We start from the raw sequence: 12,346 nt of genomic DNA, 5'->3' as shown, positions 1-12,346 counted from the left end.
TGCTGGCCGGCGTCACGGTGGTCAACTCTTCGTTGCGCAAGCAGGGTTCCGTGCTCGACAGTACCGGAAAGGCCGTTTCAGCCTATGATTACGTCACTTCCAGCACCGGCACTTATTTCTCCGGCGGGGCCGGCGTACGTTATCGGCTGAACCCGCGCTTCAAGGGGCTGGCTGATTGGGTAGTTAACAAATTAGTAAATGCGCAATCGGTCGTTCCCACTCGCCTGTCGGCTACGTTCTCCCTTGGGTTACGCTACCACTTTGAGCGCTAAATGATAAGTAAAAAGCGAGGCCTTTTGCCTTTTTCTGAATGATTCTTTGCGGCAACAAACCAAAGCAGGCCACTCCAATGGGAACGGCCTGCTTTCGTTCATTTACCCTTTTATCATCGCCCAACTCGTTCAAGAAAAGGGTCGGAATCGCTTAAAGGAGCGTTCTAAGATTACCGTGTATACTCCTCGGTCATCACCGTACGGATGCCCCCAGATGTGGATTCCTGCTCGGTAATCAGGTCGTGGTCGGTCAACTTCACGATGATTTCGGTGCCCGTTGAAGTGTTAACGCGCGTGGTAAGGGTGTTTCCCATGTGCGTATAGGTGCCACGAACGGTCCACGAGCCATACGTCGGTGAGGTGACCGAGACGAAGGTGCCGTCGGTGTTAAAGGTGGTGGCGTAAGCTCCCGCGGGTTGCATATCGGCTTGGGTCGTGGGCGTGCCTCCAGTCCAGACCACAGAACTGCGTTTTTGGAACGTCCACGTGCCCACCAGCGAAGCCGTTGGCGTTGGTTGCGGCTCAGGGGTGGATGTGCAGCCCCCAAGGGCGGCGAAGACAATCAGCAGGCAGCGGGCAGGGTGCATCATGCGACGAAGCTAAGCAGGTGATGGAACAAGTGGGCGATCGGCTTTTAAGGGGACTGGTAATTCCCCCGGAGTACAGCGAAACGGTCGAAAAGGCAAAGGAGGACATCAATGGGCTAGGCATTCCTTTCCGGCGTTGGGTGGCTCCGCAAAGACGCCCGATACACGCTAATTCCGCAGGCCAGTAGAAACGGCAGGCACACGACGGCAAACAGGTCCGCGTGCGTATGCGGGGAGCGGTAAACGGCGAACAGCGAGCCGGCCCCCGGCTTCAGGGCCCACAGGCAAAGCGGCAGCAACAGGTAGAACAAGGCACACGCCCCCGCGAACCGGGCGACGCTTGGCGCGGCGAACGGGGTGGTGAGCCGCAGGACACTGCCAAAGGCCAGGAAGAGCACCAGGGGGCGGAAAAATACCAGCGACACCATGACGGCCATGGGCAGCCGGGTCACGGCTCCGACTAGGACGGTCGCCACGAGGTCGAATTTAATGACGGTGGCCAAAAAGGCCATTCGGGTGGGTACCATACAGGCAACGCAGGGGCCGCGAACGCTAAATCAAGGCGGGGCAAAAGTAAGCGCGGGCAAACGCGGAAAGCCATCAAAGGGGATGCATTGAACGGCGCGTGGCTTAAACGTAGTCTGTTCAAAATAAGGAGCGATATTGCACCTGATGAGTTTTCAAGAACTGTACCCCCGGCTGTGGAACTTCTTTTGCGCCTACTTTCCAGATGCCGATTTTGATAACCTGACCGACGAGGCGGTGGTGGCGCGGTACAAGGCCGATGCGCGGGCCAGCGAAGTGGACCGGGCCGTGGCCGAACTGGACCGGTTGCTGGCCGACGCGGCCCAATGGGAAACTGCCGCCGACGATGCCAACCGCTATTTCGAAACGCCTGCGGAAATGCGGCAATGGCTGCTGATGGTGAGAAAAGAACTAACGGGCTCAGCGCCGCCCTTGACCTAGGACCACGTCGGTTGAGCGGTCCGTTCAATTGAAGGAGCATTATTTTGAAACGGTCGAACTCGCAGCTCAGCCATTCTAGACAGGCAGCTTACCTTCACCACTATGAATACCTTGCTACCTTGCTGTTGCTACTTGTTGCTTACAGGCCTGTCCGGCTGCCACGCCGCCGCGGACCCAGCGCCCGCCGCCGGGCCAGTGGACCCGTTCCTAGGCCACTGGCGGGCCGACACCGAGCGTCTGGTGCGCTACGGGGCCGCCGGGTAAATCAGCCACGACACGACGGTGGCCCACCGCCAGGAGTTTGACTTCGCCCCGGCCACCTACACCAAGCTCGACTACGTCCGCAACGGGGTGCCGCTGGCCGTACCCGCCCGCGAGGACGGGACCTACGCCCGCACGGGCGAGGAAATTGGGTTCAGTTTGGGGCCCGCTGGGCCCGGCCAAGGCAACTACGACCCCGTGCTCACGCGCCGCTACGTGCGCGTCCTGACCCCCACGAGCTTCACGCTCGAGACCGTACACGGGTTTTCCTTCGGCGTTACCCCCCAGCGCGGCGATTCCTTCGTCGACTTCCACCGCTAGCCCCGCCCGGCCCCGCAGGGTGGATGCCGCAGCAGGTCTAGCGAAACGGTACCGCAGTAAACGCTCTCCGTTCAAAAATAGGAGCCATTGATTTTAATAGACCTTTGCCAGCAGGTCTTACTTCGCCGCAATAATTTACCCTGTGCCTACTACTTTGCGCTCTCGCGTCCTTCTGTACCTCTTTCTTGTAGTCACTTGTACGCAATGTGGTCCACTAGTCAGCGAAGCACAATTGCAAGCAGCTGCACAGATGCCAGTCGATACGGTAGAGGTCACGTCCGCTCACTTCGAACGAGAGAATAGCCCGAAGTTGGCCAACTGGGCTGTGTTTGAATCAGGACGGGAAAAGCTCTGCGTTCCGCCCGGCTGGACATCTCACCTGGAAGACGACGGACAAGAACTCGTCCTGTTGCCGCCCAATAGCCCTGACAGCACTGAACGGGTCACTTTCACCCGTTTTGCCAAGGACGCTCCTTCCCTGGATTACCCGTCCGTGGCACGGCGGCTCGCCACATCGGCGTTTTCTCGCTTCGGCGAGGCAGCGGCTGACACATTGAATCAACTGGTTTTCCCGCACGACTTCGCTGTGGAGCGGAACGCGGCCCTGCGGAAGCAGGGGAAGCCCTACCGGGGGTATTGCTTGGTGTACGTGGACAACCGCAACGTGTACCAGTTCCGCATTGTGCTGGCACAAGACCGGCTGAACGCCTACTCCGGAAGTCTGGTACGCGACATCTTCGGAAACATATATATCGACGGCAAGCCCTTCGTCGAACATCTGAATCAGTTGCAGCAGATAATCCACCTGCACTAGTGGCGAGCTAGACAGTTTAGCCAAACGGTCCGAATCGAAAAAGGGGCGTATTGTTGGCATCACTTTTCAGTTTAGTAAGAACTGCCGAATATGCCGCCGTTAGATTTAGCCGCTCCGATTGAACCGCTCATGGGAGTGGGCCCCGTTAAGCTCCTGGACAACGTGTTCACCGTTCGCCGGCTAATGCTCGACAGCCTTCCTCTGATTGAGCCGAACTCCCTGCGCCAAGGCGCGTGGGAGATGGAGGCCGTATTCCCGGATTGGATCCGGTTTACTTATCGGGACACGTTCCACATTTACTCACTGATTTACACCGGCCTCATCGTCCGGATTGAGGTAACGGGCGCTTACCAAGGCACGGTCCGTGGCATCGGCATTGGCAGCACGGTCCGCGACGTGCAGACGGCTTTCCCCACGGTCAGCTTTGACGAAGACGTGCTCGAAGTCATCGACTTGGACCTGGCCTTTACCATCGATGCGGCGGATGGCTTTGCTGACCTCGACGAGGTGGCCGATAACCGTGTTATCTCCATTCGCATTTCTGCCCGTCAGTATAGCTTGAGCTTCGGGGCAACCAGCTTGGCCCTTGCTCCATGAACGCGCGGCTGCCAGTTGCACTAGGCGGGGATGGCCAAGCAGTTCATTTTAACGGTCGGATGCCTTAACGTGCTATTTATTCCGTTTTCTGAGAGGCCCCCTTTAAGCAGCGTGCTGACAGGCGCTAATTGTATTCAGGCTAGGCGACCATGCCCAGCAGCAGAAACAACAGGAAGCCGACGAAGAAGGACAGGGTAAGCAGCGGGGTTTCGGTTTCTTCGTGAGCCTCGGTGAGCAGCTCCTCTGTGACGAGAAACAGCAGCGCGGCCAGGCCGAAGGAAAGCACGATTTCGAGCAGGTTGCCGGTAGCCCCGCGCAGCACGGTGGTGCCGATGCCGGCCCCGATGAGCAGCATGAGCGAGGTGCCGGCCACAATGGCCACGGCCCTCCCCTTGCCGTGGCCATCCTGCCGCAGCTCAACGGCAGTAGCCAGGCCAAGCGAAAGCAGCTCAATGGTGAGTGCAATGGCCAGTAAGGTGCCTTCTTTGGCGCCGGCCGCGAAACCGATGCCAAGCAGCAGGCCATCGATGAAAATGTCGATGCCAATGGCCACGAGCAGGCCCCACGGCAAAGTGGCGGCGGCCGCTCCGGTTGCCGTTTCCGACGATTCTTTAGCGGCTCCCTGCTTTTCGAGGCGCTGGGTGAAGTAGCGCAGGCCAAGCATGGTAGCCACCCCGAGGCCGAAGCCCAGGGCCACTTCGTAAGGTGCGTGGTGCTGCACGATGTCGGGCAGCAGCTCCACGGCCACAACCGAGAAGATGACGCCGGCCGCGAAGTGCAGGATTGCGCTGCGCAGCTGGGGGCCGGGCGCGCGCCACACGGCCAGCGCCGCCCCGGCAATCATCACAACGGCCGGCAGCACCGAAAAACCGAGCATCGTTGTCCAGGTTGGGGTAACGGCGGTGGGAATGGCGAGCAGCATCGGGGGTGGCTAGGGCTTGCTGGTGAAGTCCATGCGCTGAATGCGCACGGCGTTGAGGATGGCGAGCAGGGCCACGCCAACATCGGCAAAAACGGCTTCCCACATGGTGGCCAGGCCGCCGGCCCCAAGGGCGAGCACCACTGCTTTCACGGCAAAAGCCAGCCAAATGTTTTGCCAGACGACGGTGTGGGTGGCCACGGCGATGCGGCGGGCGGTGGCAATCTTGCTCGGGTGGTCGGTTTGAATCACTACGTCGGCGGTTTCGATGGTGGCGTCCGAGCCGAGGCCGCCCATGGCAATGCCCACGTCGGCCAGAGCGACTACGGGCGCGTCGTTCACCCCATCGCCCACGAAAGCCAGGCGGTGGCCGGCGGCTTTCAGGCGCTCGACGTGGGTGGCTTTGTCCTCCGGCAGCAGGCCGCCGTGAGCCTCGGCGATGCCCAGCGTTTTGGCCACGCGCTGCACGATGGCGTCCTTATCGCCGGAAAGCATGACGATGGTTTTTATGCCCTGCGCTTTCAGCTCCCGCACCGCCTGAGCCGCATCTTCCTTTATTTCGTCGGCCACGGTGAAGTAGCCGGCGTACTGGCCGCCCACGGCTACCACCACGATGCTGTCGATGAGCTGGTCGATTTCGGCGGGGTAGGCAACGCTGAATTTGTTGAGCAGCTTAGTGTTGCCGGCCAGCACGTCCTGGCCATCGACGCGGCCGCGCAGGCCGTGGCCGGCAATTTCCTCCACATTCTCAACGGTGAGGGCCGGTCCGGTGGGCCGGGCGTGCTGCACCAGCGCCCGGGCAATGGGGTGGGTCGATTTGGCTTCGAGCGCGGCGGCCAGGGCGGTGAATCGGGCTTCGGTCTGGCTGGGCGCGGCCACCACCTGCTGCACGGCAAATACGCCCTTGGTAAGGGTGCCGGTTTTGTCCATCACCACGGTATCAATCTCGCGCATGACGTCGAGAAAGTTGGACCCCTTGAAGAGCACCCCCGCCCTGGATGCCGCCCCAATGCCGCCAAAATAGCCGAGCGGAATGCTGATAACCAGCGCGCAGGGGCAGGAAATAACCAGGAACACCAACGCCCGGTACAGCCAGTCGCGGAACACGTAACCGTCTACAAAAAAGTAGGGCAGGAAGGTGAGCAGCAGCGCCAGTCCCACCACAATGGGCGTGTAGATGCGGGCGAACCGGGTGATAAACTGCTGGGTTTTGGCCTTGCGGCCCACGGCGTCCTGCACCATGGCCAGAATCCTGCTCAGCTTGGTGTCTTTGAACGCGGCTGTAACGGTGATTTCGCTCAGCGTGTCCTGGTTAATCATGCCAGCCAGCACGGTTTCGCCCTTCTGCATGGTTTGGGGCACCGACTCGCCCGTGAGGGCCGCTGTGTTGAAGGTGCCGCGCACCGATTGCAAGGTGCCATCGAGGGCTACTTTCTCGCCGGGCCTCACTTCGATAACGTCGCCTACCACCACGGCCTTGGGGTCGAGCACCAAGCGCTGGCCATCGCGCAGCACGCCCACCTCGGTGGCCTGAATTTCGAGCAGGGCCTTGATGCTGCGCTTGGCGCGGTTCACGGCCGCATCCTGGAACAGCTCACCCACGGTGTAAAAGAGCATCACGGCCACGCCTTCGGCATATTCGCCAAGGGCAAACGCGCCAATGGTGGCAATGCCCATCAGCAGAAACTCGTTGAAAATGTTGCCGCTGGGAATGCTCTGAATGGCCGAGCGCAGCACTTTCCAGCCCACCAGCAGGTAGGCCACGCTGTACCAGCCAGGGCGCACGTAGCCGGTGAAGAATCCGACTTTATAGTAGTCCAGCGCAATGCCGGTGAGCATCAGTAGCAAGCTGATGCCGGGTGCCAGGTAGGGATTGTCGCCGGCAGGGCCGTGGTCGTGGTCGCCGTGGTCATGACCGGCGTGGGCATCCGGCGCGGCGGGGCCATGGTCGTGGCCGGGCACGTCGTGCCCCTGGGGCGCGGTAGCGGCTTCAGGAGTCAGTTGGATGCGGCTGATTGCCCCGACGTTGGCGGGGTCCGCTTGTTTCGCCGTGTTCAGTGGCTCGTCGGTGGAAATGGGGTCAGGCATATAATTCAAACTTAAAAACGAGGAAAGCAGAGCGGCCAGGGGAGTTGTTGCTGCTGCTAAGCGGTGCCCGTTGCGGCTATTGTTTTTGCTGGCTGAAGGCTGGTGAAGCCTTGTTTTGAGCGTGTGGGGTGTAGAAACGCTTCGCGTATCCTGGTTGAGAAACTCGCCGGCGAGGAGCCTTGCATGGTCCCGTCGCTCCATTCCTGGACCAGCAACGTTTGAAACCCCTGGTACAAGTGCCAGCTACCGTTACAGTACCCTGTCAGGAGCCGGCCTTGGCCGGCAGGCGGCTCAGGTAGTAGGCTACGACCAATGCTACACCGGCCGCCAGCCCGAAGGCCCAGCCCGGCCCGGCCAACTGCCACACCGCGCCGGCTCCTAAGCTGGCCACCAGCGCGGCCAGGCTGCCCAAGCCGCCGAAGGTGCCCAGGGCCGCGCCGGTATCGGCCGGTTCGCAGAGGTTGCTGACCCAGGCTTTGGCCACTCCCTCGGTACTGGCCGCATACACGCCGTAGAGGCCAAAAATGGCGGCAAATGTCCACCACTCGTGGGCCTGGGCCGCGCCACCGTACACGGCGGCAAACAGCACCAGGCCGGCTACCAGCAGCCGGCGCGGGCCCAGGCGGTCGGCCAGGTAGCCCAGGGGCCAGGCCGCAGCCACGTACACGGCATTGTAGAGAATGTACAGGCCAATAACGCCCGCTTCGGACAGGCCCCGCTGGCGGGCCAGCAGCAGCAGGAAAGCGTCGGAGCTGTTGAAAAGGGCAAAGGCCACCAATGCGCCTACGACCCGTCGGTAGGCTGGTGGGGCCACCCGCCAGTAACTGAACACGGCCCAGAACGGCTGTACCGGGCGGCTAGACGGCACCGCGCGCCGCTCCCGCAGGAAAAACGTGAAGCCAATGGCCACCACCCCCGGCACAAAGGCCAGCAGGAACAGCAGCCGGAACTGACCCGGGCGGGCCGCCAGCCAGAGCAAGGCTGCCGTGGGGCCCAACACGGCCCCGAGCGTATCCATTGAGCGGTGGAAGCCGAACACCTTGCCCTTGTTGGCCGGCGTGGTTTCGTCGGAGAGCAGCGCATCGCGGGCCCCGGTGCGCAGGCCCTTGCCCAGGCGGTCGAGGGTGCGGGCCAGAAACACCCACCACGGCGCGGCCAGCACCGCCAGCATGGGCTTGGTGAGCGCGCTAAGCCCGTAGCCCCATTGCACAAACGGCACCCGCCGGCCCAACCGGTCCGACCACTGGCCAAAGTAGCCCTTGCTCAGGCCGGCCGTAGCTTCGGCCAGCCCTTCGAGCAGGCCAATGAATAGCACCGAAAACCCAATGCTTTGCAAGTACAGCGGCATCACCGGGTAAAGCATCTCGCTCGCCAAATCGGTGAACAGGCTAATGAGCGACAGCAGCCATACCGCACGGGTCAGGTAAGCGAAACGAGGCATAGGGTGGCGGTTAGGAATCCATGATTCACGCATGAGCAGCAGCAAAGCAGCCAGCTACACTTCCTCTACGGCGTTTCTGCGCTTGCCGGGCAGGAAATACGCGCCTTCGGCGACGAAGCGTGACTGACCCGACGGCGGGCCAATGGATTTGCGGGGTAGCTGTCTGTACCAAGCGGGGTTAGTCAAAAACAGGGCTGGCAGCTGCTTCGGCGGGCAAGTGCAGGCATTTTTAGTAGGTACTGAACTTGTGCGGGGTGACCAGGTTATGCTGCCGGTTTTCGGTAGCGCCAGCTCCCACGGGGCCCGTCTGCTGGAAACAAACGGCAATTTATCTTATTAAAAACACAGCAAAAAAATGAAATCCACCCTAATCCTTGCGGCTGCCCTGGCGTCATTTGCGGTTCAGGCGCAGGCCCAAACTGCCCCCACGCCACGCGCGGCTGCCGACGAGATTGCCACTAAAAAAGGCCCCCTCACGGTGCAGCCCATCACGCACGGCAGCGTGGTATTTACGTGGGGCGGCAAGACCATTTACGTAGACCCCTACGGCGGGGCCGCGGCCTATGCCGGCCTGGCCGCGCCCGATGTCATTCTCATCACCGACATTCACGGCGACCACCTGGACCCCAAAACGCTGGCGGGCCTCTCCGTGGGCAAGGCCCTGATGGTGGTGCCCCAGGCGGTGGCCGATATGCTGCCGGCGCAGTACAAAGCACAGGTACGCATCCTGAGCAACGGCCAGCAGCTCGACACGCTGGGCCTGAAGGTCGCGGCCGTTCCGATGTACAACCTGCCCGAAGCGGCCGACGCCATGCACCCCAAAGGCCGGGGCAATGGCTACGTGCTAACCCTGGGCGGTAAAAACGTTTACCTTTCCGGCGACACCGAAGACATTGCCGAAATGCGCGCCCTCAAGGGCATCGACGTTGCTTTCGTGTGCATGAACCTGCCCTACACCATGGACGTAAATCAGGCCGCGCAGGGGGTATTGGCCTTTAAACCAGGCATTGTGTACCCCTATCACTACCGGGGCCAGAACGGCCTGAGCGATGTAGCAGCCTTCAAAAAAACCGTGAACACGGCCAATAAGAAGATTGACGTCCGGCTGCGCAACTGGTATCCGGCCGCTCAGTAACGTAACAAAACCATGAAGCACGTCCGGTCAAGCCGCTGGCTTGGCAGGACGTGCTTCGTGGTTTCAGTGCTTAATACGGCTTTGCTTGCTCAAACCGAATACAATATAACTGACTGAATAACAGTCGATAGAAGTAAGTTTGTTGAATTAGATTTGACAGGGTGCGTCCTTCAGCCCGCAGCGTTGAAGGGCAGCTAACGAGTCTGCCAGGTGATTTGTCCCCGGGAGTCGTTGTACGGATTGGGGCGAGGCAGCAGCTTATCTTGCTGCCGATGAAACGACCATTACATTTTTGGGTGCCAGCCGCACGGCTGGTGGCAGCAGTTGGGCTGCTCGGAGCCGTACTGCCTGCGCGGGCACAGAATTTTGGGGCCATGATTCCGTATAGCGTCGGCAGCAACGTCGCGCCACTCGGGGTAGTCTTGGCTGATTTCAACGGCGACGGCCGCCTCGACCTCCTCACGGCCAACGACCCCAGCCAATCGCTGAGCCTGCTCTATGGGCAAAACAATGGCACCCTGGGCCAGCTACAAGTGCTGCCAGCGGCCGGCGCCGGGGCGGTGGCCCTGAAAGTGGGCGACTTCAACCGCGACGGGCGGCCCGATGTGGTAGTCGCCGGTGCCGGCTCGGGCGGCGTGTTGATTGGTACCGCTGCCGGGATGCTCATTCCGCCCGGCTATCAGTTTTCGCTGCGCATGACCAGCAACCCGGGCGCGTTGGCGCTGGGCGATGTGAACGGCGACGGCCAGCCCGATGTGGTGGCCGTCGCCGGGGCCAGCACGGGCAACAGCCACGACGAGCAGGCCGCCGTGTTGCTGGGCCGCGTAAATGGCTCGTTTGCGCCGGCCCTCACCTACCCCCTCGCCGCCGGCAGCCAGCCCGAAGCCGTAGCACTGGGCGACGTGAACGGCGATGGCCGGCCCGACCTGGCCGTGGCCAGCCTCGGCACCGACGCCGTGCAGGTCCTCCTCAACTTGGGCAATGGCCTGTTTGGGAGCCCCACGAGCTATGGTATGGGCGTCGGGACCGGGCCGCTGGGAGTAGCCGTGGCCGACGTGAATGGCGATGGCCAGCCCGACCTGCTCACGGCCAACCACGCCGGGAGCGTGGGGGTGCGCCTGAATTCCGGGGGGCAGTTCGGGCCGGTTACCACTTATCCCGTCGGTGCGGCGCCGGTGGGTATGGCCGTGGGCGATGTCAACAACGACGGCCTTGCCGACGTGGTGACCGCCGGGTTCGGCAGCGACCAGCTGTCGGTGCTGCTGGGGACTGGGGCAGGCTTGTTTGGGCCGGTCACCAACTACGCCACCGGCCCCGGTAGCAGCCCCATCAGCGTAGCCATCGGCGACGTAAACGGTGATGGGGCCCCCGACCTGGTGTCGGCAAACTTCAACGCTGGCACCGCGGGTGTATTCCTCAGCCAGGCCCCCGTGCTAAACCTAACCGGCCCCGTGAGCGGTGGCGCGGGCACGTCCATCACCCTCACCGGTAACCGACTGGCTGGTGCCACGGCGGTTACATTCAGCAGTAATACCCAGGTTGTGACCACCGTGCCCGCTACCAGCTTCACCAGCACTAATTACACGGCCACGCCCAACACCATCGGGCTGGTGGTGCCGGCTGGCTTGGTCGCAGGCCCCTACCTACTGGCAGTCGTGACGTCGCACGGCACCAGCCCGGCCACCGGTTTCGGGGTCAGCGCGCCCCTGGCAACGGTGCCCGGGCTGCTGGCTGAACAGGTGGAGGTGTTTCCCAGCCCAGCCCATGCGCGGGCCACCGTGCGGGTACCGCCCGGCTCGGGCATAGGTACCGTGCGCCTGCGCCTGTGCGACGCCTTGGGCCGACTGGTATCTACCGTGGAGGCAATGGTGCCCGCCACAGGCCTGCACCAGGAACTGGACCTGCGGCACCTCGTTCCGGGCCTGTACGTGCTGCAAGTGCAGGCCGGGGCCACAACGGTTACACGCCGTCTGCTGGTGGATTAAGGGGTTTGAGTGATGCGAGGGGGGATTCTTCTCGTTTACGGAGCCGGAATCTGGTTACTTGGCTTGTTATTAGGTGATTAACGTGCCTAATAGCATTGTAAAGTCGCCGTGGTGTATGTCTCAGGATTGAATGGGAGGGTTGCCAGACCCTTATTCAGCCTAAAAAACGCGATGTATACTAATTGTTGGCTACTCGCTGTCCAGTTAAGCAGGGCTTCTGCTGCGAGCACCGCTTTATAAATGCCTCCACTTAGCGGTTTAGCCAGGCTTTCTTCTCCAGCCGATACACAAAATTCAACTTCGGAGCTTCGCCAAAATAGGCTATTTCTTCCTCCGCAATTTTCTCCGCCCCCAGGCGGCCAATGGCTATTTGCGACCGCATATTATCCGCACCAATATGAAAGTAGACCCTGGATACGAATTGGAACACGTAATCCAGCATCAGCGCCTTCACCCCTAAATTGAATCCTTTACCCCAATACCGCGTGGCATAGAACGTGTAGCCAATCAGGATGCTGTCATCCTGCGCGTCATAGCCGTAGAAACGAGTGCTGCCCGCGATGCTGTTCGTGGCCTTATCCACAATCTTGAGGGCCTTTTGCGCCATGGCCCCCTCAAAGTAGGTCCCAAATGCCTCGGGCTTCCATCGGTCTTTATTGGGGTGCTGCTCCCAGACTTTTGGGTCGGAGGCGGCGGCATACAAGCCGGCAAAGTCAGTTGCTTCCAACGGTAGCAGCCAGATTTGTTGGTTTTCCAACGTGGGTTGTGTGTTGAATGGCATAAGGGCAGGGATTTCGGTGCTGGATAGGTTTCCAGCGCCAACGCATAAATAAGCAAACGGCCGGGTATTTATCAGAGCACAGCTTGCCTACTGGGCAGTGGGCTGAATTCAGAAGAAATCCGTCAGTGGATTTATGGTTTACTCGGAACACATTTGCGCTAAATGTAGCAACAACTAAA

Annotated in this window: 14 protein-coding genes; 8 read left to right on the top strand and 6 right to left on the bottom strand. The window is 61.1% G+C overall.

Annotated features, from left to right (window positions below):
- A partial coding sequence (locus HBN54_RS22070) for a hypothetical protein (protein ID WP_168675410.1) occupies window positions 1-272 on the top strand: 272 nt, incomplete at its 5' end.
- Between the two features lie 170 nt (window positions 273-442).
- Here HBN54_RS22070 and HBN54_RS22065 read toward each other — a convergent pair.
- Both HBN54_RS22065 and HBN54_RS22060 read right to left on the bottom strand, forming a co-directional pair.
- A complete protein-coding gene (locus tag HBN54_RS22065; RefSeq protein ID WP_168675409.1) occupies window positions 443-862 on the bottom strand; it encodes a hypothetical protein in 420 nt (139 codons plus the stop codon).
- A 113-nt stretch (window positions 863-975) separates the two neighbouring features.
- Window positions 976-1,362, bottom strand: coding sequence for a hypothetical protein (locus HBN54_RS22060; protein ID WP_168675408.1), 387 nt, complete (start codon window positions 1,360-1,362; stop codon window positions 976-978).
- A gap of 169 nt (window positions 1,363-1,531) precedes the next feature.
- Here HBN54_RS22060 and HBN54_RS22055 point away from each other — a divergent pair, with 169 nt between their 5' ends.
- From HBN54_RS22055 to HBN54_RS22035, 5 genes are all read left to right on the top strand, one after another.
- Window positions 1,532-1,825, top strand: coding sequence for a contact-dependent growth inhibition system immunity protein (locus HBN54_RS22055; RefSeq protein ID WP_168675407.1), 294 nt, complete (start codon window positions 1,532-1,534; stop codon window positions 1,823-1,825).
- Window positions 1,826-1,927: 102 nt separating this feature from the next.
- On the top strand, window positions 1,928-2,089 hold the full coding sequence (locus tag HBN54_RS22050; RefSeq protein ID WP_168675406.1) for a hypothetical protein: 162 nt from the start codon (window positions 1,928-1,930) through the stop codon (window positions 2,087-2,089).
- Window positions 2,090-2,107: 18 nt separating this feature from the next.
- Window positions 2,108-2,407 (top strand): hypothetical protein, encoded by a 300-nt coding sequence (locus tag HBN54_RS22045; protein ID WP_168675405.1) that lies wholly within the window; start codon window positions 2,108-2,110, stop codon window positions 2,405-2,407.
- Between the two features lie 250 nt (window positions 2,408-2,657).
- Entirely contained in the window at window positions 2,658-3,221 is a 564-nt protein-coding gene (locus HBN54_RS22040; RefSeq protein ID WP_168675404.1) for a hypothetical protein, read from the top strand.
- A gap of 183 nt (window positions 3,222-3,404) precedes the next feature.
- Window positions 3,405-3,818, top strand: coding sequence for a hypothetical protein (locus HBN54_RS22035; protein ID WP_168675403.1), 414 nt, complete (start codon window positions 3,405-3,407; stop codon window positions 3,816-3,818).
- 139 nt (window positions 3,819-3,957) lie between these two features.
- On the opposite strand, the gene HBN54_RS22030 is transcribed toward HBN54_RS22035, so the two are convergent.
- The 3 genes from HBN54_RS22030 to HBN54_RS22020 form a co-directional block, all read right to left on the bottom strand.
- Window positions 3,958-4,740, bottom strand: a complete 783-nt coding sequence (locus HBN54_RS22030) for a ZIP family metal transporter (protein ID WP_235955663.1) — start codon at window positions 4,738-4,740, stop codon at window positions 3,958-3,960.
- Between the two features lie 9 nt (window positions 4,741-4,749).
- Window positions 4,750-6,825, bottom strand: coding sequence for a heavy metal translocating P-type ATPase (locus tag HBN54_RS22025; RefSeq protein ID WP_168675402.1), 2,076 nt, complete (start codon window positions 6,823-6,825; stop codon window positions 4,750-4,752).
- A gap of 262 nt (window positions 6,826-7,087) precedes the next feature.
- Window positions 7,088-8,266, bottom strand: coding sequence for an MFS transporter (locus tag HBN54_RS22020; RefSeq protein WP_168675401.1), 1,179 nt, complete (start codon window positions 8,264-8,266; stop codon window positions 7,088-7,090).
- A 355-nt stretch (window positions 8,267-8,621) separates the two neighbouring features.
- On the opposite strand from HBN54_RS22020, the gene HBN54_RS22015 reads away from it, so the two are divergent.
- Both HBN54_RS22015 and HBN54_RS22010 read left to right on the top strand, forming a co-directional pair.
- Complete coding sequence (locus HBN54_RS22015; RefSeq protein ID WP_168675400.1) at window positions 8,622-9,401, top strand: MBL fold metallo-hydrolase; 780 nt, start codon at window positions 8,622-8,624, stop codon at window positions 9,399-9,401.
- Window positions 9,402-9,673: 272 nt separating this feature from the next.
- Complete coding sequence (locus HBN54_RS22010) at window positions 9,674-11,386, top strand: FG-GAP-like repeat-containing protein (protein WP_168675399.1); 1,713 nt, start codon at window positions 9,674-9,676, stop codon at window positions 11,384-11,386.
- A 250-nt stretch (window positions 11,387-11,636) separates the two neighbouring features.
- On the opposite strand, the gene HBN54_RS22005 is transcribed toward HBN54_RS22010, so the two are convergent.
- Complete coding sequence (locus tag HBN54_RS22005) at window positions 11,637-12,167, bottom strand: GNAT family N-acetyltransferase (RefSeq protein ID WP_168675398.1); 531 nt, start codon at window positions 12,165-12,167, stop codon at window positions 11,637-11,639.
- Between the last annotated feature and the right edge of the window lie 179 nt (window positions 12,168-12,346).

This window comes from Hymenobacter artigasi, from assembly GCF_012275535.1.
Classification (GTDB): domain Bacteria; phylum Bacteroidota; class Bacteroidia; order Cytophagales; family Hymenobacteraceae; genus Hymenobacter; species Hymenobacter artigasi.
This window is presented reverse-complemented; position numbering and strand designations above follow the sequence as displayed.

What these genes read in the sequence shown, in the direction of transcription:
- HBN54_RS22015 (WP_168675400.1), top strand. Translation starts at nt 8,622, where the DNA reads ATGAAATCCACCCTAATCCTTGCGGCTGCCCTGGCGTCATTTGCGGTT.
- HBN54_RS22005 (WP_168675398.1), bottom strand. Translation starts at nt 12,167, where the DNA reads ATGCCATTCAACACACAACCCACGTTGGAAAACCAACAAATCTGGCTG.
- HBN54_RS22065 (WP_168675409.1), bottom strand. Translation starts at nt 862, where the DNA reads ATGATGCACCCTGCCCGCTGCCTGCTGATTGTCTTCGCCGCCCTTGGG.
- HBN54_RS22040 (WP_168675404.1), top strand. Translation starts at nt 2,658, where the DNA reads ATGCCAGTCGATACGGTAGAGGTCACGTCCGCTCACTTCGAACGAGAG.
- HBN54_RS22025 (WP_168675402.1), bottom strand. Translation starts at nt 6,825, where the DNA reads ATGCCTGACCCCATTTCCACCGACGAGCCACTGAACACGGCGAAACAA.
- HBN54_RS22010 (WP_168675399.1), top strand. Translation starts at nt 9,674, where the DNA reads ATGAAACGACCATTACATTTTTGGGTGCCAGCCGCACGGCTGGTGGCA.
- HBN54_RS22020 (WP_168675401.1), bottom strand. Translation starts at nt 8,266, where the DNA reads ATGCCTCGTTTCGCTTACCTGACCCGTGCGGTATGGCTGCTGTCGCTC.
- HBN54_RS22055 (WP_168675407.1), top strand. Translation starts at nt 1,532, where the DNA reads ATGAGTTTTCAAGAACTGTACCCCCGGCTGTGGAACTTCTTTTGCGCC.
- HBN54_RS22030 (WP_235955663.1), bottom strand. Translation starts at nt 4,740, where the DNA reads ATGCTGCTCGCCATTCCCACCGCCGTTACCCCAACCTGGACAACGATG.
- HBN54_RS22035 (WP_168675403.1), top strand. Translation starts at nt 3,405, where the DNA reads ATGCTCGACAGCCTTCCTCTGATTGAGCCGAACTCCCTGCGCCAAGGC.
- HBN54_RS22050 (WP_168675406.1), top strand. Translation starts at nt 1,928, where the DNA reads ATGAATACCTTGCTACCTTGCTGTTGCTACTTGTTGCTTACAGGCCTG.